Genomic DNA, 26,561 nt, shown 5'->3' on the forward strand with positions numbered 1-26,561 from the left:
CTTCCGTTCGTATCCCGAGGCGTCCTGGCGGACTCATGCATCACGCCAAAGACCGCCCGCACTCACTCCCGGTCGCCAGAACACGCTTGAGCACACTTCAGCAGCAGCAGTTCCACACCCCTTACCAGGAGCTCGGCTAGCCCCCTTTATTCAGGGCTCGGTTCTCCCCCAGCTACCGCTGGGAGGTGCCCCCAGCCGAACGGGCGGAGCGAGTCCACGAACACCGTCCCGACAGGGCCCGCACGCCCGCGAGTTGAGCGGGACTGTCGGTGCTTGCCCCTAAGCTGTTGCGCGACCACGGCTTACAAGGGGGACTGAGGCACGGTGTCACCGGGGGACATGAGCGGGGACCTGACCGGCAGGCTGTTGGGCGGTCGATACCGAGTGACCGGCACGCTCGGCCGGGGCGGTATGGGCGTGGTCTGCAAGGCCGTCGACGAGGTGCTGGGCCGGGAGGTCGCGGTCAAGGTGCTGCGCGCCTACACCGATTCCTCCGGGCCCGAACTCGCCGATCTGCGCGTCCGGATGCAGCGGGAGGCCAGAGCCGCGGCGCGGATCCGCCACTCCGGTGTGATCACGGTGCACGACGTGACCGAGGAGGGCGGGCTTCCGGTCATCGTCATGGAGCTCATCGAAGGCCGGTCGCTGGACGACCTGATCGACGAGCGGGGCGTCGTGGAGCCCCTGGAGGCCGCGGCGATCGGCGCGAAGGTCGCGGACGCCCTCGGCGCGGGCCATCAGGCCGGTGTGCTGCACCGGGACGTGAAGCCGGGCAATGTGCTGCTCGACCACGACGGCCGGGTCGTCCTCACCGACTTCGGCATCGCGAGCATGGAGGCGCCGGGCGACGACGCCACGACCAAGCTGACCCGCAGCGGCGAGCTGATCGGCTCCCTCGACTATCTCGCGCCGGAGCGCGCCCAGGGCCAGGAGCCCGGCCCGGCCTCGGACATCTGGGCGCTCGGCATGACGCTGTACGCGGCGGTGGAGGGCTCGTCCCCGTTCCGGCGTACGTCGGTGTGGTCGACGCTGACGGCCATCGTCACCGAACCGCTCCCGGAGCCGAGGCGGGCCGGGCCGCTGACGCCGGTCCTGCACGCGATGATGGACAAGGACCCGGCGGCCCGGCCGTCCGTGGGCCAGGCGCGGGTGATGCTGGAGGCCGTCGCGGTCGGCGAGGACCCCTGGGCCGCCGCGGGGTGGGCCGGGTGGACGCCGACGGCACCGGACGTGCTGGGCGCCGGGGCGCCGCGCGGCGCCCGGACGGGCGACCCGGCCGGCGGTCCGGCGGTCCCTCTGGCTGGCGGTTCACCCGGGGGTTCGTCCGCCGCGTCCGCCGGTCTGGCTGGTTCGCCCGCTGGCGCGTCCGCCGGTCCGGCCTTCGGCTCGGGTGGCGGCCAGTTCGGCGGTTCGCCCGCTGGCGCGTCCGCCGGTCCGGCTGGCGACCCGGCCGTGAGTCCCCCCGGCGGCTCGTCCGCTGACCCGTCCGCCGGCCCGGCCGGCGGCTCGCCCCTCGGCTTGCCCTCCGGTCCGGCGGGCGGCCAGTCCGGCGGTTCGCCTGCTGGCTCGCCCGGCGAGCAGTTCGGCGGCCCGGCCTTCGGCCCCTCAGGGGGTCCGCCCGCCGGCTCGTCCCTGGGCTCGTCCGGCGGTCAGGCCGCCGAGCCGTCCGGCGGGCCGTGGTCCAGTCAGCCGCAGCCCTCCGTCCCCCTGCCTTCTGCCCCACAGCCTTCCGCCGCTCAGCCGCCCATTCCGCCGTCCCCCTCCCCCCTGCTGTCGTCGGCCCCGCCCGGCTTCGGGCCGCCGCAGGTGCCCGAGGAGCCGCTGGTGAGCGGCGGGGCTCCGGGTGGCGCGGCGCAGCCGCGGCGGCCCGGGCGTAAGAAGGCGCTGATCGCGGCCATGGCCGTCGCTGTTCTGCTCGCCGGGGGCGGCGTGACGTACGCGCTTGTCGGCGACGACGGCGACAAGACCGCGGCCGGGAGCCAGGGGGACACATCGGCGTCCCCCACCCACTCCGCCTCACCGGACGGGGGGAAGGCCGGGGACAAGGGGAGCACGGACGGCAAGGACGACGAGGACGGTAAGGGAGACAAGGGCGACAAGGGCGGGAAGAAGACCGCGGAGCCTTCGGGCTCCGGTTCCCCGTCCGCCTCGGGCAAGCCCGGCGGCAGCGGAAACGGCGCGTCCGGCGGCTCGGACGACGACTCGGACGGCGGCAAGGACGGCAAGGGCGGCGGCGGAGGCGACGGGAATTCGGGCGGAGGCGGCGACGACAGCAACTCCGCCAACGGGGGCGGGGCCGGCGGCGGCACGGCGGACCCCGACCCCTCGCCGGTCTGCCATGACGCCGGCGGGGGCAAGTACAACTGCGAGGTGTGGCGCGCCGCCACCTCGTACACGGCCTCCGGAGAGCCGGTCGGCACCCTCAACCAGGGCCTGAACTACTTCTACTGCCAGCAGAATCTGGGCCGCCGGGAGACCTACGGCAAGTGGACGAACGTGTGGTGGGCCAAGACGGACGACGACAGCGGCCACACCAACGTGTTCATCAGCGACGTCTACATCAAGGGCGGGGACAATGACCAGCCCCTCCCCGGGCTGCCCATGTGCTGACAAGCGGGCGGGGAAGGGCCGGTCGGCCGCGCAGGCGGAGCGCGGCGGCTCCGCCCGCACGGCGGCGTCAGCAGCTGAAGGCCGCCTCCGCCCAGTCACCGTGGTCGCTGGTCACACCGTCCCCGGCGTCGGTGGTCACCAGCTTGACGGTCGTCGCGCCGCCGAGCGCGGCGGTGACGGTCGTGGCCGGGTCGGCGTTGGTGAGCGTCCCCGTCGAGGCGACCTTCTCGCCGTCCGCCCACACCTCGAAGGCGACCGTTCCGGCGGCGTCCTCCTCGTCGTCCACACCGACCTGGGCCGTGAAGCTCGTGCACCGGCCGCCGGTGTAGTACGTCACCTCGCTGGGCGCATGCACCCCGAGGCCCTTGGCGTGGACGGTGCCGCCGATGGTGATCGGATGTCCGTCGCCCGCCGCGTTCTCGCCCACGCTGGTGTCCTTCTCCACCGGACCCCAGCCGTTGACCGCGCTCAGCCACGGCAGATCGCTTGCGTACGAGGTCCCGGAGGGCGGGGCCACGACCACATGCACCGGAGCCGGCAGCTGTGCCGCGGCCCGGGTGCCCTGCGGGGAGCGGTAGTCCGCCGAGACCTTCAGCTCGTACGCACCGGCCGGGGTGCCGGCGGGCGCGGTGACCTGCCAGCGCGTGGTCAGTTTCCGGCCGGTGGGCAGGGTGGCGGCCCTGGCCGGGGAGGTGGCCTCGACGCGCCAGCCGTCAGGGCCGGTGAGGCGGACCGAGACCTGGCGGGCGGGGGTGCGGCCGAGGTCGGTCACGGTCGTGGCGACCTTGGCGGTGGTCCCGGCCTCGGCGAGCGCGGCGGCGTCGGTGCCCAGCTCCACGGCGGGCGGATAGGCGGCCCAGCGCCGGTCGGCGCTGACGCGGAACAGCGCGGTGCCATGGGCCGGGACGGTGGCCGCCACGTCTCCTGCGGTGTTGTAGCTCCGGTGTTCCCACAGGTCGCGCAGCCGGTACGCGTCCGCCTCCGGCAGGCCGAGCGCCGCGGCGGTGGTGGCGATGTGCCGGGGCCGGTCGGTCTCGTTGAAGAGCGCGACCGCCCGGTCGCCGCCCGCGAGCTCCTTGGCGACGACCCAGCCCCCGCCCTCGGAGGAGAGCACCCGGCCCTGCTTGCCGAGCCCGTCCTGGTCGACGGCGATGACCTCGCGGTTGCCCAGGATCTCGTATGTCTCGGGGGTGGCCTTGCGTAGATCGGTCCCGATCAGCAGCGGCGCTGCCATGATCGACCAGAGGGAGAAGTGGCTGCGGTACTCGGTGGGCGTCATCCCGCCGTTGCCGACCTCCAGCATGTCGGGGTCGTTCCAGTGGCCGGGCCCGGCGTGCGGGGCGAGCGGGAGATTCGCCTTGGCGATCGAGAGCATGCTGCCCCAGCTGTCGCTGATGTCGCCGGTGGTACGCCACAGCTGGCCGACGTCCGCGGCCCACTCCCATGGCTTGTTCTGGCCCCATTCGCAGATGCTGTAGACGATGGGGCGGCCGGTCGCCCGGAGCGCGTCGCGCATGGCGAGATAGCGCTGTTTGGCATCCACGCCTTGGTTGTTGCAGTTGTCGTACTTGAGGTAGTCCACACCCCAGTCGGCGAACTGCTGGGCGTCGGACCGCTCATGGCCCAGGGCGCCGGGGAAGCCGGCGCTGTTGCAGGTCTTGGTGCCGGCGCTGGTGTAGATGCCGAACTTGAGCCCCTTGGAGTGCACATAGTCGGCGACGGCCTTGATGCCGTTCGGAAAGCGCACCGGGTCCGGGACCAGCTTGCCGTCCGCGTCGCGCTGGGGCAGCGCCCAGCAGTCGTCGAGGTTGACGTACTGGTATCCGGCCTCCTTCAGGCCCTTGGTCACGAAGATATCGGCGATGTCCTTGACCATCGCCTCGTTGAACTCGGCCCGGCAGTGGGTCGAGTTCCAGTTGTTGAAGCCCATCGGGGGAGTGAGGGCGAGCCCGTCGCCCGGCGCCGCGGCGGCCGGTGCCGCGTCTGCGGCGGCAACGGCGTTGGCGTCGGCGGGCTGGACCGTGGGCTGGGTCGCGGGCCGGGTCGCGGGCTGGGCTGCGGCCGGGACGGTCAGCCCGGCGGCCCCGGTCGTACCAAGCAGTGCTGCGGCCACTCCTCCGATGATTCTTCGGCGGATGGCCAGGGAAGAGACATGGCGCATGATGCGGGTCCTCCGTTCTCGACGGGGTGACGCTGCGTCAAAGCACGTAACTCGCGGTCGTTTACGGTAGACCGTGTTGGAGTCTGTTGGAAGAGAACCGGTAACGGTTGTTCGATATCTCGTCATAACTCTTGACTGGGCCCCGTTCCGACGGGTGAGATCCACTCACTCGCGTTCGGTTGTGTTCGATTGAACCTCCTTGGAGGGGCACATGGCACAGTCTTCGTCAGAACATCGGATCTCCCGTCGCGCTCTGCTCCGGGGCAGCGCGATCGGAGCCGGTGCGGTAGCCCTCCCGGCACTGCTCACCGCCTGTGGGGGCCCCAGCGACGAGGTGAAGATAGGATCCAACGCTTCGGATGCCGTACCGCGCAAGGCGTTCGCCGAGGTGTTCGACGCGTACGAGAAGAAGTCCGACAAGAAGGTCAAGGTCAATACCGTCAACCACGAGTCCTTTCAGGAGAACATCAACCGCTATCTCAAGGGCACCCCGGACGATGTCTTCATGTGGTTCGCGGGCTACCGTATGCAGTTCTTCGCCAAACAAGGGCTGCTCGCCGAGATCAGCGACCTCTGGAAGGGCTTCGAGGGCTTCTCCGACGCGCTCAAGCAGCAGTCCACCGGTGAGGACGGCAAGCAGTACTTCGTGCCGTATTACTACTATCCGTGGGCCGTCTTCTACCGGAAGAGCGTGTTCCAGCAGCACGGCTACGAGATCCCCAAGACCTTCGACGAGTACCGCGCGCTCGCCAAGCGGATGGACAAGGACGGCCTGGACGCGATCGCCTTCGGCGACAAGGACGGCTGGCCCGCCATGGGCACCTTCGACTACCTCAATATGCGGGCCAACGGCTACGACTTCCACATCTCCCTGATGGGGGGCAAGGAGTCCTGGACCGACCCCAAGGTCAAGAATGTCTTCGACCTGTGGCGCGGGCTGATGCCGTACCACCAGAAGGGGGCCAACGGGCGCACCTGGCAGGAGGCCGCGCAGAGCCTGGCGCAGAAGAAGTCGGGCATGGCGGTCTTCGGCCTCCCGCACCCCGGTCAGCAGTTCCCCGAGGCCGACCGCGACGACCTCGACTTCTTCCCCTTCCCCGAGATCGACTCCGCCTACGGCCAGGACGCGGTCGAGGCGCCGATCGACGGCTTCCTGCTGTCGAAGAAGTCCAAGCGGCAGAAGCAGGGCAAGGAGTTGCTGAAGTACCTCGCCACCCCGGCCGCCGAGGAGATCTACCTCAAACGGGACCCCAACAACATCGCGGTCAACGAGGGCGCGTCCAACTCCTCGTACAACGCGCTGCAGAAGAAGGCCGTCGAGCTCATCGCCGACGCGAAGCAGATCTCGCAGTTCATGGACCGCGACACCCGCCCCGACTTCGCGTCCCAGGTGATGATCCGGGCCATCCAGCAGTTCATCAACAGCCCGAACGACATCGACTCCCTGACGAAGAGCATCGAGTCCCAGAAGAAGTCCATCTTCACCAGCGACTAGGAGCCACACGCCGTGCCGCACACCACCGCGCGGCGTGCCAGGCGGCGGGGTCCGCGGAAGTTCACCACCCGCGACCTCGCCGTCATCGGCGTGCTGCTGGGCATACCCGTACTGCTCGACCTCACCCTCATCTGGGGGCCGACCCTCGCCTCCATCGGTCTGTCCTTCACCAGTTGGGACGGCATCGGCGATATCCACTGGGTCGGCGTCGACAACTACCGCACCCTGTTCACCGACTATCCGCCATTCTGGCCGGCCGCCCGCAACAACCTGCTGTGGCTGGCTTTCCTGGGGTTCGTCGCCACCCCGTTCGGGCTGCTGCTGGCCGTACTCCTCGACAAGGGTGTCCGGTTCAGCCGCTTCTACCAGTCCACTCTCTACATGCCGGTGGTGCTCTCGCTCGCCATCGTCGGCTTCATCGCCCAACTGGTCTTCTCCCGCGACCAGGGCGTGCTCAACGCGATCATCGGCAACACCGACGACCCGGTCGACTGGCTCGGCGATCCCGACCTCAACATCTGGGTGGTGCTGCTGGCCGCGGCCTGGCGGCACACCGGCTATGTGATGATCCTCTATCTGGCCGGGCTGAAGTCCGTTGACCCCTCGCTCAAGGAGGCCGCGGCCCTCGACGGGGCCAATGAGCGGCAGACCTTCTTCCGGGTCGTGTGGCCCACGCTCCGGCCGGTCAACGTCATCGTCGGCGTCATCACCGTCATCGAGGCGCTGCGGGCCTTCGACATCGTCTACGCCATCAACCACGGGCGCAACGGCCTGGAACTGCTCTCCGTGCTCGTCACGGACAACATCATCGGCGAGGCCAGCCGCATCGGCTTCGGATCCGCCATCGCCGTCGTCCTGCTCACCGTGTCCCTGGGATTCATCGTGACCTATCTGGTGCAGGAGCTGCGAGGGGAGAAAAAGCGATGACCAGGGGGATGACCGCGAGCACTCGGACCGCACCCGCGCGGACCCCCGCGCCCGCGACGCCCGCGGGCGGCGGGCGCCGCCGGACGCGCCCCGCGCGCCTGGGGCTGCACGCCTTCCTGATGACCGTCTCGCTCGCCTTCCTCGCCCCGCTGCTGCTGGCCGTCTACGCCTCGCTGCGCCCGTACGAGGAGACCGCCGAGCACGGCTACTTCTCGCTGCCGCGCCATCTGTCGTTCGACTACTACAAGCAGGCGTTCAGCGACTCGGGCATGAGCAAGTACTTCGTCAACTCGCTCATCATCGCGGTGCCCGGGGTGCTGCTGACGCTCTTCTTCGCCTCGTTCGTCGCCTTCGTCGTCTCCCGGCTGAAGATGCGCGGCGGGCTGATCCTGCTGATGGTCTTCACGGCCGGGAACCTGCTGCCGCAGCAGGTGATCGTCACCCCGCTGTATGTGCTCTTCACCAAGATCAACCTGCCGTACTGGATGTCGGACTCGATGACGATGTACGACTCCTACTGGGCGGTGATCGCCGTCCAGGTCGCCTTTCAAGTCGGCTTCTGCGTCTTCGTCCTGGCAAACTTCATGCGCACCCTGCCGCTGGAGATTCTGGAGGCGGCGGTGGTGGACGGCGCGGGGGTGTGGACCCAGTACTGGCGGATCACCCTGCCGCTCTGCCGCCCGGCGCTGGCGGCGCTCGGCACGCTCCAGTTCACCTGGATGTACAACGACTTCCTGTGGGCCCTCGTCTTCGTCTCCGACGGCGACAAGCTCCCCATCACCTCCGCGCTCAACAATCTGCGCGGGCAGTTCTTCACGGACTACAACCTGCTGGCGGCCGGCTCGGTGATCGTTGCGCTGCCCACTGTGCTGGTCTTTCTGATCCTCCAGCGGCACTTCATCGCGGGCCTCACCCTCGGCGCGAGCAAGGGCTGAGGGCGGCTCCGGGGCGCGCTGACGGCCTGCGCCGCCGCCTCGGCGGCGGCGCGATCCGTCACTCCCCGGCCCCCGGGCGTTTTCACAACAGGGTGATGCGGGCAACTGACAGGGGGCGATGGAATAGGGGGAAATGTGATCGTCTGGCTGAACGGTGCGTTCGGCGCGGGCAAAACCACCGCGGCCCGCGAATTGGTGGACTTCTTGCCGGGCAGCACGTTCTATGACCCGGAACTTGTCGGCGACGGCCTGCGGATGATGCTGCCGCGCAAGCGCCTTGACGAGGTGTCCGACTACCAGGACCTGCCGTCCTGGCGGCGGCTGGTCGTCGACACGGGCGCGGCACTGATCGCCGAGGTCGGCGGCCCGCTGGTGGTGCCGATGACAGTCCTGAGGCAGGAGTACCGCGATGAGATCTTCGGCGGCTTCGCGGCCCGGCGCATCCCCGTGCGGCATGTGTTGCTGCACACCGATGAAACGATACTGCGCGAGCGAATAGCGGAGCGCGAGGCCATCACGGGCGACGCGGACGGCAGCGAATCCGTCCGCCGCTGGTGCCTGGACCACCTCGCGCCCTACCGCTCGGCCCTGCCGTGGCTCGTCGACGACGCGTATGTCGTGGACACCACCGGGCTCACCCCCCGGCAGACCGCCGAGCACATCGCCGACGCAGTCCGCGAGGGCGCGGGCAGCTGCGACATCGTGCAGACCCCGGAGCCCAGAGCCGAGACCCTGGCGGCCGGGGTGCTGCTCTTCGACGAGGACGACCGGGTCCTGCTGGTCGACCCCACGTACAAGCCCGGCTGGGAGTTCCCCGGCGGCGTCGTCGAGTCCGGCGAACCGCCCACCGACGCCGGCGTCCGGGAGGTGGTCGAGGAACTGGGCCTCAGACCGGCCGAGCCGCTGCGGCTGCTGGTCGTCGACTGGGAGCAGCCCTGCCCACCCGGCTACGGCGGCCTGCGGCTGCTCTTCGACGGCGGACGGCTCACCGCCGAGGCGGCCCGCGACGTCCTGCTCCCGGCCTCCGAACTGCGCGCCTGGCGCTTCGTCACGGAGGGTGAGGCCGCTGAGCTGTTGCCCCCGGTACGCCTGAGCCGACTGCGCTGGGCCCTGCGGGCGCGGGAGCAGGGCCGCCCGCTGTACCTGGAGGCGGGCACACCGACGGGCTGACCGCGGGAGGTGAGCGCGGTACGGCTCCGTGTCGCCCGTGCCGCGCCGCGGTATGGGCGGCTTACGGGGCGGCGGCGAGCCCGCCGCCTGGTCCGGCGGCTCGCGGCCCCGGTCCGGCCCTGAGCTGGTCGGCCCTGTCCCGGACCGGGCGTGCTTCGGCTGGGCCGCCCAGCCCGGTCCGGCTTGCGTGGCCCGGTTTTCGGGAGCTCGCCTGGGGCTCCGATCCCGGCGGCCGGGCCGAGCTCCGGCCTGTCCTGGCCGGGGTCTCTCGGACCCGGTTCGGGCCTGCGCCGATCGCGGCCGGGGCCGGGGCCGGTCGCTCCGGTTCCGGCGGGGTCGGTCGCGCTTCGGGTGCGGGCTTGGGGCTGCCGGGACCGCGGCCCCGAGCTGTTCCGGCGCTGTTTCGGCCCGGCCGCCGGAACCGGCCCGGCCGGGCACCGGGCCCGACCGGACCGGACCGGCCGGGAGGTATCAGCGGGCGCCAGACGCCAGACGCCCCGCGCAGCGGCTATCGCGTCGGGGCGGCCGCCGTATCCGCGGCCTCGTCCGCGTAAGACCGCAGGAACAGCGCCTCCGCGAGCGAGAGCCGTTCCAGCTCCTCCGGTGAAACGCTCTCGTTGACGGCGTGGATCTGCGCGTCCGGCTCGCTCAGCCCGATCAGCAGGATCTCCGCCTCCGGGTAGAGCGAGGCGAGCGTGTTGCACAGCGGGATCGAGCCGCCCGCGCCCGCGATCGCCATCTCCTGACCGTCGTACGCCTCGCTCAGGGCCCGCCCCATCGCCGTGTACGCGGGGCTGGCGGTGTCCGCGCGGAACGGCTGGCCCTGGCCGACCTGTTCGACGGCGACCCGCGCGCCCCAGGGCGCGGCGGACTGCAGGTGGGCGGTGAGCAGTTCGGCCGCCTGGCCCGCGTCCACGCCCGGCGGCACCCGCAGGCTCACCGCCGCCCGCGCGCTGGCCTGTACCGACGGGGTGGCGCCGACGACCGGAGGGCTGTCGATGCCCAGGACGGTGACCGCGGGGCGGGCCCAGACGCGGTCGGCGACCGTGCCCGAGCCGATCAGCTCGACCCCGTCCAGCACCTTGGCGTCCTTGCGGAAGTCCTCGTCCGGATACTGGAGTCCGTCCCAGGTCTCGTCGGCCGCCAGACCCTGGACGGTCGTGGAGCCGTCCTCGGCCCGCAGCGAGTCCAGGATGCGGATGAGCGCGGCGAGCGCGTCCGGGGCGGCGCCGCCGAACTGGCCGGAGTGCAGATTGCCTTCCAGGGTGTCCACTCGGACCCGCAGCAGCGCCATGCCGCGCAGCATCGCGGTGACCGTCGGCAGCCCGCAGCGGAAGTTGCCAGTGTCGCCGATGACGATCGCGTCGGCGGTCAGCAGCTCAGGGTGCGCCTCCGCGTAGCGCTCCAGGCCCCCGGTGCCCTGCTCCTCCGAGCCCTCGACGATCACCTTGACGTTCACCGGGATCCCGCCGTGCTGCTCGAGCGCGCGCAGCGCGGTGAGGTGCATGATCAAGCCACCTTTGCAGTCGGCGGCGCCGCGCCCGTACCAGCGCCCGTCGCGCTCGGTCAGCTCGAAGGGCGGGGAGATCCAGGCGGCCTCGTCCAGCGGCGGCTGGACGTCGTAATGCGCGTAGAGCAGCACCGTCGGGCTCCCGGCCGGGCCGGGCAGAAAGCCGTAGACCGACTCGGTGCCGTCGGGGGTGTCCAGCAGCGCCACATCCGTGAACCCCTCGGCGCGCAGCGCGTCGGCGACCCAGCGCGCGGCGGCCTCGCATTCGCTCTTGGGGAACTGTGCCGGGTCCGCGACCGACTTGAAGGCCACGAGCTCGGTCAGTTCGGCCTTGGCGCGGGGCTGCAGCGCGGCGACGGTGGCGGCGATGGCCCGGCGGTCGGCCGGGGCGGTGGCCGCGGGGCCGTCGGGTCGGGCGTGAGGTGCCTGCTCCATGTGGGGACGCTCCTGTGGGATGCGCGCGATGGCACGGATGTACGACTTTACGGCTTGATGGTTGTGCTGCTGATCATCCCACAGCGGGGTCACACCCTGGTGAGCCGTAGGATGCGACGGTGGCCCGCGGCGGTGGTGGCGCAGGGCGATCAGGTCGGTCGAGTGGGAGCGGAAGCACACGTGAGCAGCGACAACGCGGCCCGGAACGGGGCCTCCCCGGCGGAGCCGGCGGACGAGTCGGTATGGGACGTCGTGGTGGTGGGGGCGGGCCCGGCGGGTGCCTCCGCCGCCTACGCCGCCGCCTGTGCGGGCCGCCGGGTGCTGCTGCTGGAGAAGGCCGAGCTGCCGCGCTACAAGACGTGCGGCGGCGGCATCATCGGCCCCACGCGCGATGCGCTGCCGCCCGGCTTCGAACTCCCGCTGCGTGAGCGCGTACACGCCGTGACGTTCTCGCTGAACGGCAAGCTGACCCGTACCCGCCGCTCCAAGCAGGCTCTGTTCGGGCTGATCAACCGGCCCGAGTTCGACGCCGGGCTGGTCGAGGCGGCCAAGGACGCGGGCGCTCAGGTGCGTACCGGCACCGCGGTGGCGCGCGTCGAGCAGCATGGCCCGTCCGTGCCCGACCGGCGCACCGTGGCCGTGGTGCTCTCGGACGGCGAGACCGTGCTGGCCCGGGCCGTGGTCGGCGCGGACGGCAGCGCCAGCCGGATAGGCGCCCATGTCGGGGTCAAGCTCGACCAGGTCGACCTCGGTCTGGAGGCGGAGATTCCGGTGCCGCCGACCGTGGCGGAGGACTGGTCGGGCCGGGTGCTCATCGACTGGGGCCCGCTGCCGGGCAGTTACGGCTGGGTCTTCCCCAAGGGGGACACGCTGACGGTCGGGGTGATCTCGGCCCGTGGCGAGGGCGCCGGGACCAAGCGTTATCTCGAGGACTTCATCGCCCGGCTCGGGCTCGCCGGGTTCGAGCCGCGTATCTCCTCGGGCCATCTGACCCGCTGCCGCTCCGACGACTCGCCGCTGTCGCGCGGCCGGGTGCTGGTGTGCGGGGACGCGGCGGGGCTGCTGGAGCCGTGGACCCGGGAGGGCATCTCCTTCGCGCTGCGCTCGGGGCGGCTCGCGGGGGAGTGGGCGGTGCGGATCGCCGAGGCCCATGACGCGGTCGACGCCCGGCGCCAGGCGCTGAACTACGCCTTCGCGATCAAGGCGGGGCTCGGGGTGGAGATGGGGGTCGGGCGGCGGCTGTACTCGGTGTTCGCGCGCCGCCCCGGAATGTTCCACGCGGCGCTCACGGGCTTCAGGCCGGCGTGGCGGGCGTTTACGAAGATCACGCGCGGTACGACGACCCTCGCCGAGATCGTCCGCACCCATCCGGCGGCGCGGCGGGCGCTGACCGCGTTCGACCGCCGGTAGCGCTCACGCCTCGGCGGCGGTGGTGTGAGCGTCGGCGGAGGCGTCGTCGGTGGTGATGCGGAAGACCGGGTGGAGCGGGGAGATCCGCGCCAGTTCATCGTCCGAGGACTTCGCGGTCACCCCGTCGAAGTAGCTCTTCACCTCCCAGCCCCAGCGGTCGAGGTAGGTGCGCAGCGCCTCGGTCTTCTCCGCGCCCTCCGGCAGCTCGATGGCGGTGAAGGTCTGCCGGCGGCGCCCGAGCTGAAGTCGCCCGCCGCCCGCCGCCCGCATGTTGCGCACCCACTGGGAGGCGCCGCGGGGGGACACCAGATAGCGCTCGCCGTTCAGCGACAGCGGGTTGACCGGCACCCGCCGCCATTCACCGGACTTCCGGCCGACGACGGACAGTTCGGCGGTGCCGAAGAAGCTCACCCCGCGCCGGGCGAGCCAGGCGACGGTGGCGTTCATGGCGCTGTCGAACCGGCTGGGCTTGATGTGGTGCTCCGACATGGTGTCCTCCTGTGCTCGCTGTGCTCCATTTCGAGAGCGGTGCTCTCGCTTGAGATCAGTGTGCAGGAATCGGTGCGCCACCGCAAGAGCGGTGCTCTCGTTGTTGGCCGGTGCTCCGTCCGGATGAGAGACTGGCTGCCATGAGTGCGATCCGAGGGGCCAGGGAACGGGCCCGTACCGAAGTGACCGCCGCCATCAAGGAAGAGGCGCGCCGCCAGCTCGCCCGCGAGGGCGCGGCCAAGCTGTCGCTGCGCGCCGTCGCCCGTGAGCTCGGCATGGTCTCGTCCGCCCTCTACCGCTACTTCCCGAGCCGCGACGAGCTGCTGACCGCGCTCATCGTGGACGCGTACGACGCCCTCGGCGCCGCCGCCGAGACTGCTCCGGCGAAGGCGGACGGCCAGGAGCCCGTCGAGCGGTGGGGCGCGGTCTGCCGGGCCGTACGGGAGTGGGCGCTGGCCCATCCGCACGAGTACGCGCTGATCTACGGCTCCCCGGTGCCCGGCTACTCCGCGCCCGAGACCACCGTCGTGCCCGCCTCCCGCGTGGGCCTCGCCCTGCTCGCCATCGTGGGCGACGCCCACGCCGCGGGTACGTTGCGCGTCCCCGGGGAGGCCGAGGTGCCCGAGGCGGTGCGGGGAGACGCGCGAGCTCTGGCCGGGACCCTGGGGATCGAGCTGCCCGACGCGGCGCTCGCGCGGTTCATCGCGGCTTGGGCGCAGCTGTTCGGCCTGGTCAGCTTTGAGCTCTTCGGCCAGTTCAAAGGCGTCGTCGAGGCGCGCGAGGAGTTCTTCGGCCAAGCCGTGGCGACCCTCGGCCGTACGGTGGGCCTCCCCTAGACGTGCTGCTCAGCGCAGGTGGTTACCGGGCCCGGCGTGGCACGAAGCGCACCACCGTGCCCGGAACGGCCTGGGCGGCCGCGGCGAGACGGTCCTCGGGGACGACGCCGACGACGGGGTAGCCGCCGGTCGTGGGATGGTCGGCCAGGAACAGCACCGGGCGGCCGTCCGGCGGGACCTGCAGCGCGCCCAGGACCATGCCCTCGCTGGGCAGTTCGCCGTCCCTCGCGCGCTCAAGCGAGGGCCCCTCGGTGCGCAGCCCGATGCGGTTGCTCGCGGCCGACACCCGGAACTCGCCGGTCGCCAGGGTGCGCAGCGCCCGGGCGGTGAACCAGTCGTCGCGCGGGCCGAGCGCGACCGGCAGGACCAGTTCGCGCGGCGGCCCCGGGCAGGGCGCCGCGTCCACGGCGGGCGCCGGGCCGTACGGCGCGCCCAGCCGCAGCACCGCGCCGTCGGCGAGCGGCGGTGGGCCGAGGCCGGAGAGCAGATCCGTGGAGCGGCTGCCGAGCGCCTGCTCGGCCTCCACGCCGCCGCCGAACGCCACATAGCTGCGTATGCCATGGGCCGCCGCGGCGACCTCCACCAGCGCGCCCGAGCGCACCCGCACGGGCGCGCCCCATGCGGCGGGGCGGCCGTCCACGGTGACCGGGCAGGGCGCGCCGGTGACCGCCACCGTCGCGGTGCGGCGGAGCCGTACGGCGCAGCCGGTGAGCGTGGTCTCCAGGGCCGCGGCCCCTTCGGGGTTGCCCACCAGGCGGTTGGCGAGCCGCAGGGCGGGCTCGTCGAGCGCCCCGGAGCGCGGTACGCCGAGGTGGGCGTGGCCGGCCCGGCCGAGGTCCTGGACGGTGGTCAGCGCGCCGGCCCGCACCACGACAAAGGCGCTGTCCGTCATGTGGGGGTCTCTTCTCGTACGGGCTGCTGCGATGACGGTTCCGCGAGGGGCCGTTGCGGTACGAAGCGGACGCGGGTGCCGGGGGCCAGGAGCGCGGCCGGGGTGCGCGCGGTGTCCCACAGCACCGCGTCGGTGGTGCCGATCAGCTGCCAGCCGCCGGGGGAGGAGCGCGGGTAGACGCCGGTGTACGGGCCCGCGAGGGCGACCGAGCCGACCGGGACCCTGGTCCTCGGGGTGGCGCGGCGCGGCACATGGCGGTGCTCCGGCAAGCCGGTCAGATAGCCGAAGCCGGGGGCGAAACCACAGAAGGCGACCCGGAATTCGGTGTCCGCGTGGATGCGCGCGACCTCGTGCGGGGCGACCCCCCACAGCTCGGCGACATCGGCCAGGTCCGGGCCGTCGTAGCGCACCGCGATATCGACGGTGGTGTCGTAGCCGCCGGCCGGCGGGGGGATGTCCCACCGGGCGACCTCGGCCGCCAGGCGGCGCGGATCGGCCACCCCGTCCAGGAGCACGGTGCGCGCCGCGGGCACGATCTCCCGTACCGCGGGCAGCGTCCGGGCCTCGGCGCGGCGCAGCAGTTCGGCGTGGAGGGCCAGGGCGGCCTCGCCGGTGTCCACTTCCAGCAGCAGCGCGTGGTCCCCGACCGGCAGGCCGCGCACGCGGATTCGCCCGCCGGAGCCGCCGGTCACGCGAACGGCTCCACGCGCACGCCGGCGCCCTCCAGTTCGGCCCGCACCCGGCGGGCGATATCGGCCGCCCCGGGGGTGTCGCCGTGTACGCACAGGGACCGTATGTCCACCTCGACCGGCCGGCCGTCGATCGAGGTCACCGACTTGTCCCGGGCGAAGGCGAGGGAGCGCTTGACGACGGTGCCCGGGTCGGTGACGACGGCGCCGGGCTCGCCGCGGGGGACCAGCGTCCCTGCCGCGGTGTAGGCGCGGTCGGCGAACCCCTCGCGTACGACGGGCAGTCCGGCCGCGCCGGCCGCCTCGTGCAGCCGGGAGCCGGGCAGCCCCAGGACGGGCAGCGGGGCGTCGGCCGCCAGCCGTATGCCCTCGACGACCGCGGCGGCCTGGTCCTGATCGTGTACGCAGCGGTTGTACAGCGCGCCGTGCGGCTTGACGTAGACCACGTCCGACCCCGCCGAGCGCGCGAACACCCGCAGGGCGCCGATCTGATAGGCGATCTCGTCGGTCAGCTCACGCGGCGGTACGTCCATGGTGCGGCGGCCGAAGCCGGCCAGATCCCGGTACGAGACCTGCGCCCCGATGCGCACACCGCGCTCGGCGGCCAGCTCGCACACCCGGCGCATGGTCGAGGGGTCGCCGGCGTGAAAGCCGCAGGCGACGTTGGCGCTGGTGACGACGGACAGCAGGGCGTCGTCATCGGTGAGCCGCCAGCGTCCGAAGCCCTCGCCGAGGTCGGCGTTGAGGTCGATGGTGAGGTCCGCCATGACATGACAACCTAAGCGATCGTTGAACGATCCGACAAGATGAATGTTGTTCCGGGAGGGGTTCTGGGATTGACTTCTCGCCATAGGGCATTCAGAAGCGGTGAAAGGGAGCAAGAGTGACAAACGGGGCGGATCGGCGGATTGCGGAGGCGTCCTCACTGGCCGAGTTGGCGGGCGACCGCGCACTGCTGGGACGGACGAGCACCGCCGAGCGCGTCGCGGACGTCCTGCGCGACCGCATCGCCGAAGGGTTCTTCCCGCCCGGCACCCGGCTGTCCGAGGACAGCGTCAAAGGGGCGCTCGGCGTCTCGCGCAACACCCTCAGGGAGGCGTTCCGGCTGCTCACGCACGAGCGGTTGCTGGTGCACAAGCTCAACCGCGGCGTGTTCGTACGCGTTGTGACGGTGGACGACCTCAACGACATCTACCGCGTGCGCGCGCTGGTGGAGTGCGGCGCCGTACGCGGCCTCGGGAAGCCGCCGTACCCGCTGGAGGCCGTCGAGTCGGCCGTCCTGGCCGGGGAGTGTGCCGCGCAGGCGCGGGCCTGGCAGGACCTGTCCACCGCCAACATCCGCTTCCACCAGGGGATCGTGGCGCTCGCGGGCAGCCCGCGCGCCGACGAGCTGATGCGGGGCGTGCTGGCCGAACTCCGGCTGGTCTTCCACGTCATGGACGACCCGCGGCGCTTCCATGCGCCGTATCTGGTCCGTAATCGGCACATCCTGGAGGTGCTGCAGTCCGGCGACGCCTATGAGGGCGAGCGGCTGCTCGCCTCCTACCTCGAGGACTCCCGGCTCCAATTGGCCGACGCCTACGCCCAGCGGGTTTCCGAGTCGTAAACGATCCCCGGGCTGGGAAACAACTGCATATCGAAGTCTTGTCGGATCGTTCAACGATCGCCTAGCCTCCGGTGCATTCTTCCTCACGGCGTCGCTCGTGAGGTCCTGCGCACGGAAGGCGGGACATGATCGTTCTTCTCGGCGTCCTGGTGGTGGTCCTCGGATTCGCCACCCGACGCAACCCGTTGCTGGTGGTGGGGATCGCCGGCATCGTCACCGGGCTACTGGGCAAGCTCTCGCCACAAGAGGTCCTCGCGGCCTTCGGCAACGGCTTCGCCTCCAGCCGCTCGGTGACGATCTTCGTCATCACCCTCCCGGTCATCGGCCTCCTGGAGCGCAACGGCCTCCAGGAGCAGGCCCGCGTTCTCATCGGCCGGCTCGGCAAACTCACCGCCGGCCGCTTCCTCGCCCTCTACCTGGGGCTCCGTCAGCTCACCGCGGCCTTCGGCCTCACCAGCATCGGCGGGCCGGCGCAGAGCGTGCGGCCCATGGTCGCGCCGATGGCCGAGGGGGCCGCCGAGCGCCGCCACGGCCCGCTGCCCGAGCAGATGCGCGAGCGCGTCCGCTCGTACGCCGCGAGTGCCGACACCGTCGGCCTCTTCTTCGGCGAGGACTGCTTTCTCGCCATCGGCTCGATCCTGCTGATCACCGGCTTCGTCAACACGACCTACGACACCCACCTGGAGCCCCTGCAGCTGGCGCTGTGGGCGATCCCCACCGCCGTATGCGCCTTCCTCATCCACGGCGCCCGGCTGCTGCGCCTGGACCGCGACCTGGCGGCCGCGGCCTCCCGCTCGGCCCAGGCCGGCGACCGCACCTCGGAGGATGCCAAGTGATCAAGGTCGAGTGGTTCTACTGGCTCGTCGGCGCCGTCTTCCTCGCCATGGCCGCACAGATGGCGGTCGACCGCAGCAACCCCAAGCGCCTCGGCTCCGCGGCCTTCTGGGGCCTGCTGGGCGGATGCTTCCTCTACAGCACCTGGGTGGTGAAGAAGCAGGCCCCGGCCGAACCGCTGGGCCTCGCCGTGCTGGTCATGGTCTGCCTGGCCGGCTTCGGCCTCACCGGGCGCGGCACCCCGCGCACCACCACCGCCGAACAGCGCACCGCGCTCGCCGCGCGGCTGCGCGGCAAACTGTTCATCCCCGCCCTCACCATCCCGATCGTCGCGGTGGTCTGCGCCTCCGCCCTCAAGCACTGGCGCGTCGGCGGCGAACCGGTCCTTGAGCCGGGCAGCGAGACCGTACTCGGCCTCGGCTTCGGCGCCATCGCCGGTCTCGTGGTCGCCATGCTCGTGGTCCGTGAGCGCAACCCCGCCGTACCGCTGCACGCCGGACGCGGCCTGCTGGAGTCCATGGGCTGGGCGCTGCTGCTGCCCCAACTGCTGGCCGTACTCGGCTCGATCTTCCAGGTGGCCGGGGTCGGCACCCAGGTCGGCAAGATCACCGAACAGCTGCTGCCGGACGGCCAGAAGTACATCGCCGTGGCCGTCTACTGCGTCGGCATGGCCCTGTTCACCACGATCATGGGCAACGCCTTCGCCGCGTTCCCGGTGATGACCGCCGCCATCGGCTGGCCCGTGCTCATTCAGCAGATGCACGGCGAACCGGCGGTCGTCCTCGCCGTCGGGATGCTGGCCGGCTTCTGCGGGACTCTCGTGACCCCTATGGCCGCCAATTTCAACCTCGTGCCCGCCGCGCTGCTCGAACTCAAGGACCAGTACGGGCCCATCAAGGCCCAGATCCCCACCGCCGGGGCGCTGCTGGTCTGCAACATCGTCATCATCTCGCTCTTCGCCTTCTGAGGGGGCCCGTATGACGTCAGCGACCGCTCCTGGGACCCCAAGGACCCCTGTGATTCCCGTGCCCGCCGCGATCCCCGTGCCCCCCGAGACTCCCGTGACCCGTGTGCTCCTCACTGGCTTCGAGCCCTTCGGCGGCGAAGCCGTCAACCCCTCCTGGCAGGCCGTCTCGCTGGTCGCCGCCGGACCCCCGCCCGGCGTCCGGGTCACCGCCGCCCGGCTGAGCTGTGTCTTCGGCACGGCGCTCGACGAGCTGGCCGCGGCGGTGGAGCAGGCCGACCCCGATCTGGTGCTGTGCGTGGGGCAGGCCGGGGGCCGCACCGGAATCAGCGTGGAACGCGTCGCGATCAATGTGGACGACGCCCGTATCCCCGACAACGCCGGGAGGCAGCCCGTCGACGAGCCGGTCGTCGCGGGCGGCCCCGCCGCCTACTTCGCCGCCCTGCCCGTCAAGGCATGCGTCGCGGCGGTGCGGGCGGTCGGAATTCCCGCCTCCGTGTCCCAGACGGCCGGCACCTTCGTGTGCAACCACGTCTTCTACGGGCTCGCCCACCTGATAGCCACCCGCAGGCCGGCCCTGCGCGGCGGATTCGTCCATGTCCCGTACGCCCCCGAGCAGGTCGTGGACCGGGCCGAGCCCTCGCTGCCCGTCGACACGGTGGCGCAGGCGCTGCGGGCGGTCATCACCACGGCCGTGACCACCCGCGAAGACCTACGAGTCGCCGAGGGAGCCACCCATTGAGCAGCGGCCGACCCGATACGACGCCACCCTGGACTGCGGCGGCCCCGGAACGCACCGAACTCGCTGAACTCGCCGAATTCGCCGACCGGTTCGCCGCCGTGGCCATGGCCAACGTCACCCGGCCCTACCCGTACGCCCCGGCCCATCTGCTCCGCGGCCCCGAGGACCTGGTGCCGCCGCGCGATTACCACCCCGCCTTCTACGGCTCGTACGACTGGCACTCCTCGGTGCATATGCACTGGCTGCTGGTCCGGCTGCTGCGCCGCTGCCCCGACCGGGTCCGCGCCGAGGAGGTGACCGGGGTGCTGGACAAGCACCTCACGGCCGCGCACCTGGCGGCCGAGGCGGACTATCTGCGCGCCCATCCGTCCTTCGAGCGTCCCTATGGCTGGGCCTGGCTGCTGGCGCTGACCGCCGAATGCCGGGCCCTGGGCCCGGCGGGCAGCGGTTGGGCGGCGGCCCTGGAGCCGGCGGCCGCCGCTGTGGAGACGCTGCTGCGCGACTGGCTCCGGCGGGCCACGTACCCGGTCCGGCACGGCGTCCACACCAACAGCGCCTTCGCCCTCGGCCTGATCCTCGACAGCGCCGCCGCGGCCGGGCGGGCGGCACTCGCCGAGCCGGTCGCGGCGGCGGTGGTCCGCTGGTTCGGCGACGACCACGACGCACCGGCCCACTGGGAGCCCTCAGGACAGGACTTCCTCTCACCCGCCTTGACCGAAGCCGAAGCGGTCGGCCGGGTGCTCCCTCGGGCCAGGTTCGCCGGCTGGCTGGACGGCTTCCTGCCCGGCCTCGAACGCGGCGCCCCGGCCCCGCTGCTCACCCCGCCGGTCGTCTCCGACCCCGCCGACCCGCAGATCGGCCATCTCATCGGGCTCTCGCTCAGCAGGGCGGCCGCGCTGCGCCGTATCGTCGCGGCGCTGCCCGAGGGCGATCCGCGCGGCCCAGTCCTGACCTCGGCGGCCGAGGACCACCTCGCCGCCGGGCTGCCGTACGTGGTCTCCGGAGACTTCACCGGCGACCACTGGCTGGCCACCTTCGCGGCACTCGCCCTGGACGAGGGCCCGCCCGGCGACTGACGGGGCCGTGCAGAGGTGACAGTTGGCGGCTGAAGAAAATAGGTCCGCGCGGCGGCCGACCAGGGTCCGCACAGCGGCTCCGGAGGCGTCGTAGACTGATGGATCCGTCCGCGTGCCCGGCCGGTCCGCGCCGTTTCGTCCGTTGTCGGTGCGAGCGCCTAATCTGTGCGACGTGACTTCTCCACCGCCTGGAGCCGCCGCGCCCCAGCTCAACGGGTACGCCGGGGCCGCACGCCCGGCCCCGGGTCCGGCCGCAGACGAGGGCCTGGCCCGGCGGCTGCGCGCGCTCGCCTGCACCGCGCCGCTGCACGACCTCGACGCGCGCAAGGGCAGCCTCGCGGGCGAGTACTCGGTGTACGCGATGGCGGAGGTCGCCCTCGCCGCGATCGACCTGGTCACGCTCAACATGGACTTCGACACCGGCGCCGACCACGAGCAGATAGTGGCCAGACTGCTGCCCCGCGTCGGCGCGCAGGCCCCGAACCGGCCCACCGCCGAGCATGAGCGCGTCGCCCGCTGGGTGCTGGAAAACCTGATCAACGTCGGCAGTGTGGACCGCGGCTTCCGCGCCGTCTACGGCACCTTCGGCCCCGACGGCGTCTATGTGCGCCGCGACTACGACTTCAAGCTGGTCGAGGAGGTGCCGGGGCCCGGCGGCAGCGTCTATCTGCGCACCACCGACGAGGCGGTCAACGTCCTGGTCGGCGCGCTCGACACGGACGTCACCAGCGCCCAGATCGCCGCCGAGGTGAAGCTGGAGGTGCTGATCAGCCGCGGCCGCCTGGCCGACGCCCAACTCGCCGCCGAACAGGCCCGCTACCGCACCGTGCAGTACTCCGAGACGCTGCGCCGCACCCTCGACGCCACCCGGCGCAACGTACGCGCGGTCGACTGGCTGCGTACGGTCCCCGACCTGATCAGCGAGGCCCTGGACCACGTAGCCGACCGCTACCGCCATGAGAACGCGATCCTGACCAATATCCGCAAGGCCCGCGACGAGGCGGAGAGCGCCGAGAACAAGCGCCGCGCCGCCGAGCTCGTCGACATAGTCAAGGACTGCATCCGCCGCCACACCCAGCTGCAGTCCCGGCTGCTGGAGGCCGGACCGCTGTTCCGCGCCGAGCAGGACCGCCAGGCCTTCGCCACCCCGGCCGCGCACGCCGGACTCGACCTGTACGGGCAGCTCCTCGTGCCCCTGCTGCCGCTCCCCGTGGACCGTGCACTCCATGTCACCGACGCCTTCTTCGCCCGTGGCACGGGGTATCGCACCCCGACGTCCGTGCGCGTCGGCGACCTCGTGGACATGCTGCTGACCCCGCCCGTGGAGCGCGAGCACCTGGGCGCGGAGATGCCCGAGCCCGACCTGATCGCCACCCCCGACGACAGCCGCTTCAGCGAGGAGCAGCTGGCGGTCGCCATGCAGCTGCTCGACCTCCCGGCCGACGCCCCCCGCCGGCTCTCGGGCCTGCTGACCGAGGCCCGTCGCCGCGACCCCGAACTCCCGTACCTCATCGCCCTGCTGGCCGTCCACGCCGCGAGCCCGCCCGTCGGCACCGCCTACCGCCAGGGCGAGGAGCGGCTGCTGTTCGCGGTCGACGACGGCACCGAGCTGGACGATCCGGAGTTCGGCGGTGCCGACCTGATACTGGGCATGGCGCTGCTGGACGCGGCCGGGATGGCGGCGGACCGCGCGGAGGTGGCGTAATGCGCGCGTTGTGCGGATACGGCGGCGGAGGTGGGGTAACGCGCGCGTCGTGCCGTAGCGGCGGACCGGCCGTAGCGGCGCCGCGCTGTGGGGCGGTGCCACGGCGAGGGGCGGTGCCATGCCCCATGGCGGAGCTCCGCCATGGGGCGGCACCCTGCCCCTGCCGCGGGGTGGTGCCCGGCCGTGGGGCGGGTCGTGACGGCGCGGCCGCGGTGCGTCGTGGCGGCCACCGCGCTGCCGAGGTGCGCAGTGGGGCGGCTCTCCGCCGAGGCGGGCGCACCGTGCGGTGCGGCGGGGTGGTGGGCGCTCGCGCGGTCAACGGGGCGGTGGGCGTCCGTGTGGCTGCCACGACCTGCTCGGTGCCGTACGTCCGTGGGGCCGGACGGCGACGGTGCGGTTGGACGCCGTGCTCGGGATGGCTCGAGCCGCCGTACTCGGGGCGCCCCGCCCCGGTGGCCGGCCGGGCGCCGGGGCCGCAGGGCGCGTGGCTGCCCGCCTGTTCCGCCGCACTTCCCCGCGGGCCTCTGTCGGCGGGGTCCAACGCCACCTCCCTGGTGCCTCCGCGCGCATGCGCGCGAGCGGGCGGCGGCGCGGGGGCCTGCCGCAGGGCGGCCGCTCCCCGTGCCGGGCAGCACTCTCCACCGCTTCCGCTTCCGCTTCGGCGAGCGACCCGGACGGCGCAGACCGGCGCCCCCGGATTGACCGAGACCCGCGGCCCTGACCAGGCGGCGGCCCACAAGGAGCTTCACCCGTGAGCGAGTACGACCCCACAGACGGCGCGCAGCCGGAGCTGACGTCCTCGGCGCAGAGCGCGTCGGGAGTGTCGGGCGTGTCGGAAGGTGCCGCTCCGCTCACCCCCGCCGACGCGGCCGACGCGGCGCGTCTGGTCGCCTTCGGGCTGCAGCCGAAGCTGCTGCCCGCCCGCGACGTCGAGTACGCCGAGCTGCTGCGCCGCCACCGCGACGACCCGGCGTTCGCGCGGCTGGCCGACGCCGTGGCCGCCGGGCTCGGCCTGATCGTGCTCGAGGTCTCCACCCGGGCCGGGATGGCCGTGGCCGCCGCGGAGGACTCCGTCTTCGCCGTCCGTATGGGCGACTACGCCCGCCGGGCCTCCACCGACTCCGCCGACCGTTTCCTGCACGGCCTCGCCCATCTCGCCGTAGCGGCCATGGCCTTCCCGCGCCCCGAGGACCTTGCCGACGACGGCTACATCGGCCGGGTCACGGTCAACGGCATCGACGCCTTCGTACGGCAGGCATGCCGCCGTCTGGAGGAGCGCGCCGAGGAGGAAGGGGAGAACACCGACCCGGCCACCGACGCGCCCGGACTGGAGGCCGCCTGGCGGGTGTACGCGCGGCGCAGCGCCACCGGCGCCACCAAGGACGCGCGGCGGCTCGCCGGTTCGACGACCGGCATCGTCGGCAAGGCCGTCGCCTTCCTCGTCGACTCCGGCTTTCTCCAGCGCACCGGGGACGACGCCGGAGGCGCGTACCGCACGACCGCCCGCTACCAGCTCCAGGTGCGCGACATGGCGGGCAGCGCCGCGATGGCCGAACTGCTCGAACTGGGCGTCGTGCCCACGAGCGACGGCAGCGCGTCGCTGTTGCCGCCGGACGACAGCGACGACCTGGAGCTGGTCGCCGACGCGGGTCTGCCCTTCCACACGCCCTGACCAGCCACCACCCGACCGCCCCTGCTCCAGCCGCCCCCTCCCCGACCTTCCCCCTTCACGACAACGAGAGTCCGCCGCCATGTACGAGCTGTCCCGGGTCCGCCTCTACTCCATCGGGCCGGCCGGTGCGCGCTATGCCGACACCGTGCTGGACCTGCGCGGAGTCGGCGAGCCGGTGCCCAGCCCCGCCCCCACCCAGGCGGAGTTCTTCGAGGAGGAGCCCGTCGGCCCGCCGCGGCGTCCCGCGCCCGCCGGCGTGCTCTTCCTGGAGAACGGCGGCGGCAAGTCCGTCCTGCTCAAGCTGATCTTCTCGGTGATGCTGCCCGGCCACCGCAACACCCTGGGCGGCGCCAGCTCCGGCGTGCTGCGCAAGTTCCTGCTCGCCGACGACTGCGGGCACGTCGCGCTGGAGTGGCAGCACACGGTCACCGGTGAGACGGTCGTCGTCGGCAAGGTCAGCGAATGGCGCGGCCGCCAGGTGTCCAACGACCCGCGGAAGTTCGCCGAGGCGTGGTACTCCTTCCGCCCCGGCCCGGGCCTGAGCCTGGACTCCCTGCCGGTCGCCGAGTCCGCGGCCGTGCGGCCCCTCGTCGAGGGCACCTCCACGGCCCGCGGCCGCCGCCGCACCATGAAGGGCTTCCGCGACGCCATCACCGAGGCGGACAAGGCCTATCCGCACCTCGACGTGGTCTGGGTGGAGATCCACGAGCGCTGGAACGAACACCTCGGCGAGCTCGGACTCGACCCCGAACTCTTCCGCTACCAGCGGGAGATGAACGCCGACGAGGGCGAGGCCGCCGGCCTGTTCGCCGTCAAGAACGACTCCGACTTCACCGATCTGCTGCTGCGCGCCGTCACCGATACCCGCGATACGGACGGGCTCGCCGACCTCGTGCACGGCTTCGCCCACAAGATCGGCCGCCGCGCGGAGCTGACGGCCGAGCGCGACTTCACGGCCGGCTCGCTCGACCTGCTGTCCCGTATCGCCGACGCCGCGGAGCGGCGTGAGCAGGCCCGCGGGGTGCACGCGGGCGCGGAGCGCCGCACCCGTACGCTCGCCCGGCGGCTGTCGGGGCGCGGCGCCGAGGAGCGCGAGCGCGCCGCCGAGCTCGCCCAGCAGGTCGCCACCGCGGCCCACGCCGTCACCGAGGCGGAGGGCGCGCGCGGCCGCAGCTCCCTGGTCGCCGCGGAACTCGCCTACCGGCACGCTTCATTGGCGCTCGCCGCCGCGGAGAAGGGCGCGGCGGCGCAGCGGCGCGAGGTCAACGACGCCCGCACCCTGCACTCCGCATGGCAGGCCGCCGAGACGGTGCTGCGCCACCGCGCCGCCGCCGACCGCTCGGCGCGCGTCGCCGCCGCGATCCGCGAGGCCGAGCGGGACGCCGCCCCCGCGCTGGCCGCCCGTGCCAAGGCCGCCGCCGACCTCGTACGGACCCTGCACGCGGCGGCCGAGGACGGCGAGCGGCTGGCCAACGAGGAGGAGGAGCGCTCCGCCGCGCTCCAGGAGACGGGAGAGGCCGCCCACCGCGACGCCACGGCCGCCGCCACGGCCGCCCAGCGCGCCCGCAGCGAGACCGAGCACCTGCGGCAGCGGCTCGTGGAGGTCGAGCAGGAGACCGCCGAGGCGGTGCGCGCCGGCTGGCTGGACGACTCCGCCCCGGACGCCGATCCGGCCCGCGCCGCCCTCGCCGCCAGCGACGCCGAGAAGACCGCCGTCGCCGCCTGGGACGCCGCCCGCGAGGCGGCCCGCCGCACCGCGGACGCCGCCAAGGAGGCCGCCGCCGAGCACTCCCGCACCGAACTCGCCGCCGCCCGCGCGGCCGACGCGTCCAGCGCGGCGGTGGCGGCGTACGACGCGGAGCGTCGCGCGGCGGAGTCCCTGGGCTCCGAACAGCGCATCGTCGAACTCCTCGGCCTCCCCACCGCCATCCCGGCCACCCCGTCCGTCCCGGCCCCGCGCGCCGGGCGCCCGTCGGCGGCCGAGGCCGGGCGGCCGAAGCGGGTGACGATGCGCGTCGACGAACCGGACCAGCCGCACTCCGCGCCCGCTGCCTCCGCCCGCTCGTTGCCCGCTGACGCCCGCCCGCCCGGCCGCGTCTCGGCCCACGTGGACGAGACGGAGACCGACACGCAAGCGGCCGACACCCCGTACGCCCCGCCGGCCGACGACCCCGACGACAGCACCCGGACCCCCGACGAGGCCGAGGACTGCTGGGACCCCGGAGTGGGCGACGCCGCCCCGGCCGACAGTGCGGCAAGGGGCACCAGGGCGCGCGGCGCAGCCGATGCGCCCGGGGGCGTGACTCGTGGGGCCGAGGACGGCAACGGTGGCGCGGCCGGCGCCGCACGTCCTGCGGGCCGAGAAGGGCTACATCATCGTCGGCCAGGACACCGACGGCACCG

At 72.7% G+C, this 26,561-nt stretch carries 20 protein-coding genes and 1 pseudogene; 15 read left to right on the forward strand and 6 right to left on the reverse strand.

The annotated features are described in order from the left end of the window. The first annotated feature begins 339 nt into the window (after positions 1-339). A complete protein-coding gene (locus tag ACWDSL_RS11940) occupies positions 340-2,610 on the forward strand; it encodes a protein kinase domain-containing protein (RefSeq protein ID WP_450484271.1) in 2,271 nt (756 codons plus the stop codon). Between the two features lie 67 nt (positions 2,611-2,677). On the opposite strand, the gene ACWDSL_RS11945 is transcribed toward ACWDSL_RS11940, so the two are convergent. Further along, the gene (locus tag ACWDSL_RS11945) at positions 2,678-4,771 is read right to left on the reverse strand and encodes an NPCBM/NEW2 domain-containing protein (RefSeq protein WP_450484273.1); all 2,094 of its coding nucleotides are present in this window, start codon (positions 4,769-4,771) and stop codon (positions 2,678-2,680) included. 211 nt (positions 4,772-4,982) lie between these two features. Between ACWDSL_RS11945 and ACWDSL_RS11950 the strand changes: the two genes are divergently transcribed. From ACWDSL_RS11950 to ACWDSL_RS11965, 4 genes are all read left to right on the forward strand, one after another. Next, entirely contained in the window at positions 4,983-6,266 is a 1,284-nt protein-coding gene (locus tag ACWDSL_RS11950) for an ABC transporter substrate-binding protein (protein WP_450484275.1), read from the forward strand. A gap of 12 nt (positions 6,267-6,278) precedes the next feature. Next, on the forward strand, positions 6,279-7,193 hold the full coding sequence (locus ACWDSL_RS11955) for a carbohydrate ABC transporter permease (protein ID WP_450484277.1): 915 nt from the start codon (positions 6,279-6,281) through the stop codon (positions 7,191-7,193). 8 nt (positions 7,194-7,201) lie between these two features. Next, the gene (locus tag ACWDSL_RS11960) at positions 7,202-8,128 is read left to right on the forward strand and encodes a carbohydrate ABC transporter permease (RefSeq protein ID WP_450484279.1); all 927 of its coding nucleotides are present in this window, start codon (positions 7,202-7,204) and stop codon (positions 8,126-8,128) included. A gap of 135 nt (positions 8,129-8,263) precedes the next feature. Beyond that, positions 8,264-9,298, forward strand: a complete 1,035-nt coding sequence (locus ACWDSL_RS11965; RefSeq protein WP_450484281.1) for an NUDIX hydrolase — start codon at positions 8,264-8,266, stop codon at positions 9,296-9,298. Positions 9,299-9,806: 508 nt separating this feature from the next. Here ACWDSL_RS11965 and ACWDSL_RS11970 read toward each other — a convergent pair. Then, on the reverse strand, positions 9,807-11,243 hold the full coding sequence (locus ACWDSL_RS11970) for a M20/M25/M40 family metallo-hydrolase (protein WP_450484283.1): 1,437 nt from the start codon (positions 11,241-11,243) through the stop codon (positions 9,807-9,809). Positions 11,244-11,423: 180 nt separating this feature from the next. Between ACWDSL_RS11970 and ACWDSL_RS11975 the strand changes: the two genes are divergently transcribed. Next, positions 11,424-12,653, forward strand: coding sequence for a geranylgeranyl reductase family protein (locus tag ACWDSL_RS11975; RefSeq protein ID WP_358640100.1), 1,230 nt, complete (start codon positions 11,424-11,426; stop codon positions 12,651-12,653). 3 nt (positions 12,654-12,656) lie between these two features. Here ACWDSL_RS11975 and ACWDSL_RS11980 read toward each other — a convergent pair whose 3' ends face one another. Continuing rightward, a complete protein-coding gene (locus ACWDSL_RS11980) occupies positions 12,657-13,142 on the reverse strand; it encodes a nitroreductase/quinone reductase family protein (protein WP_450484286.1) in 486 nt (161 codons plus the stop codon). Positions 13,143-13,282: 140 nt separating this feature from the next. On the opposite strand from ACWDSL_RS11980, the gene ACWDSL_RS11985 reads away from it, so the two are divergent. Then, positions 13,283-13,978: a TetR/AcrR family transcriptional regulator gene (locus ACWDSL_RS11985; protein ID WP_450484288.1), complete on the forward strand. Its 696-nt coding sequence runs from the start codon at positions 13,283-13,285 to the stop codon at positions 13,976-13,978. 22 nt (positions 13,979-14,000) lie between these two features. Here the strand turns inward: ACWDSL_RS11985 and ACWDSL_RS11990 are convergent, their stop codons facing one another. The 3 genes from ACWDSL_RS11990 to ACWDSL_RS12000 are packed head-to-tail and all read right to left on the reverse strand — an operon-like array spanning position 14,001 to position 16,326. After that, a complete protein-coding gene (locus tag ACWDSL_RS11990) occupies positions 14,001-14,870 on the reverse strand; it encodes a 5-oxoprolinase subunit C family protein (protein ID WP_450484290.1) in 870 nt (289 codons plus the stop codon). Then, a complete protein-coding gene (locus ACWDSL_RS11995; RefSeq protein WP_450484292.1) occupies positions 14,867-15,562 on the reverse strand; it encodes a 5-oxoprolinase subunit B family protein in 696 nt (231 codons plus the stop codon). The genes ACWDSL_RS11990 and ACWDSL_RS11995 overlap by 4 nt, the downstream gene beginning before the upstream one ends. Beyond that, positions 15,559-16,326 (reverse strand): LamB/YcsF family protein, encoded by a 768-nt coding sequence (locus ACWDSL_RS12000; RefSeq protein ID WP_450484294.1) that lies wholly within the window; start codon positions 16,324-16,326, stop codon positions 15,559-15,561. The genes ACWDSL_RS11995 and ACWDSL_RS12000 overlap by 4 nt, the downstream gene beginning before the upstream one ends. A 116-nt stretch (positions 16,327-16,442) precedes the next feature. Here ACWDSL_RS12000 and ACWDSL_RS12005 point away from each other — a divergent pair, with 116 nt between their 5' ends. The 8 genes and pseudogenes from ACWDSL_RS12005 to ACWDSL_RS12040 all read left to right on the forward strand — a co-directional run. Further along, the gene (locus tag ACWDSL_RS12005) at positions 16,443-17,165 is read left to right on the forward strand and encodes a GntR family transcriptional regulator (protein WP_450484296.1); all 723 of its coding nucleotides are present in this window, start codon (positions 16,443-16,445) and stop codon (positions 17,163-17,165) included. A gap of 125 nt (positions 17,166-17,290) precedes the next feature. Next, positions 17,291-18,001 (forward strand): DUF969 domain-containing protein, encoded by a 711-nt coding sequence (locus ACWDSL_RS12010; protein WP_450484298.1) that lies wholly within the window; start codon positions 17,291-17,293, stop codon positions 17,999-18,001. Then, the gene (locus ACWDSL_RS12015) at positions 17,998-18,966 is read left to right on the forward strand and encodes a DUF979 domain-containing protein (RefSeq protein ID WP_450484300.1); all 969 of its coding nucleotides are present in this window, start codon (positions 17,998-18,000) and stop codon (positions 18,964-18,966) included. Before ACWDSL_RS12010 ends, ACWDSL_RS12015 begins: the two co-directional genes overlap by 4 nt. Positions 18,967-19,060: 94 nt before the next feature. Then, positions 19,061-19,705: a pyroglutamyl-peptidase I gene (pcp, locus tag ACWDSL_RS12020; protein ID WP_450484304.1), complete on the forward strand. Its 645-nt coding sequence runs from the start codon at positions 19,061-19,063 to the stop codon at positions 19,703-19,705. A gap of 98 nt (positions 19,706-19,803) precedes the next feature. Next, entirely contained in the window at positions 19,804-20,781 is a 978-nt protein-coding gene (locus ACWDSL_RS12025) for a DUF2891 domain-containing protein (protein WP_450484306.1), read from the forward strand. Between the two features lie 172 nt (positions 20,782-20,953). Then, positions 20,954-22,486, forward strand: a complete 1,533-nt coding sequence (locus tag ACWDSL_RS12030; RefSeq protein WP_450484302.1) for a hypothetical protein — start codon at positions 20,954-20,956, stop codon at positions 22,484-22,486. Between the two features lie 790 nt (positions 22,487-23,276). Beyond that, on the forward strand, positions 23,277-24,158 hold the full coding sequence (locus ACWDSL_RS12035) for a hypothetical protein (protein ID WP_450484308.1): 882 nt from the start codon (positions 23,277-23,279) through the stop codon (positions 24,156-24,158). A gap of 79 nt (positions 24,159-24,237) precedes the next feature. After that, positions 24,238-26,561: pseudogene (locus ACWDSL_RS12040) on the forward strand (hypothetical protein); the annotation flags it as partial.

The organism is Streptomyces sp. NPDC000941 (genome assembly GCF_053599555.1).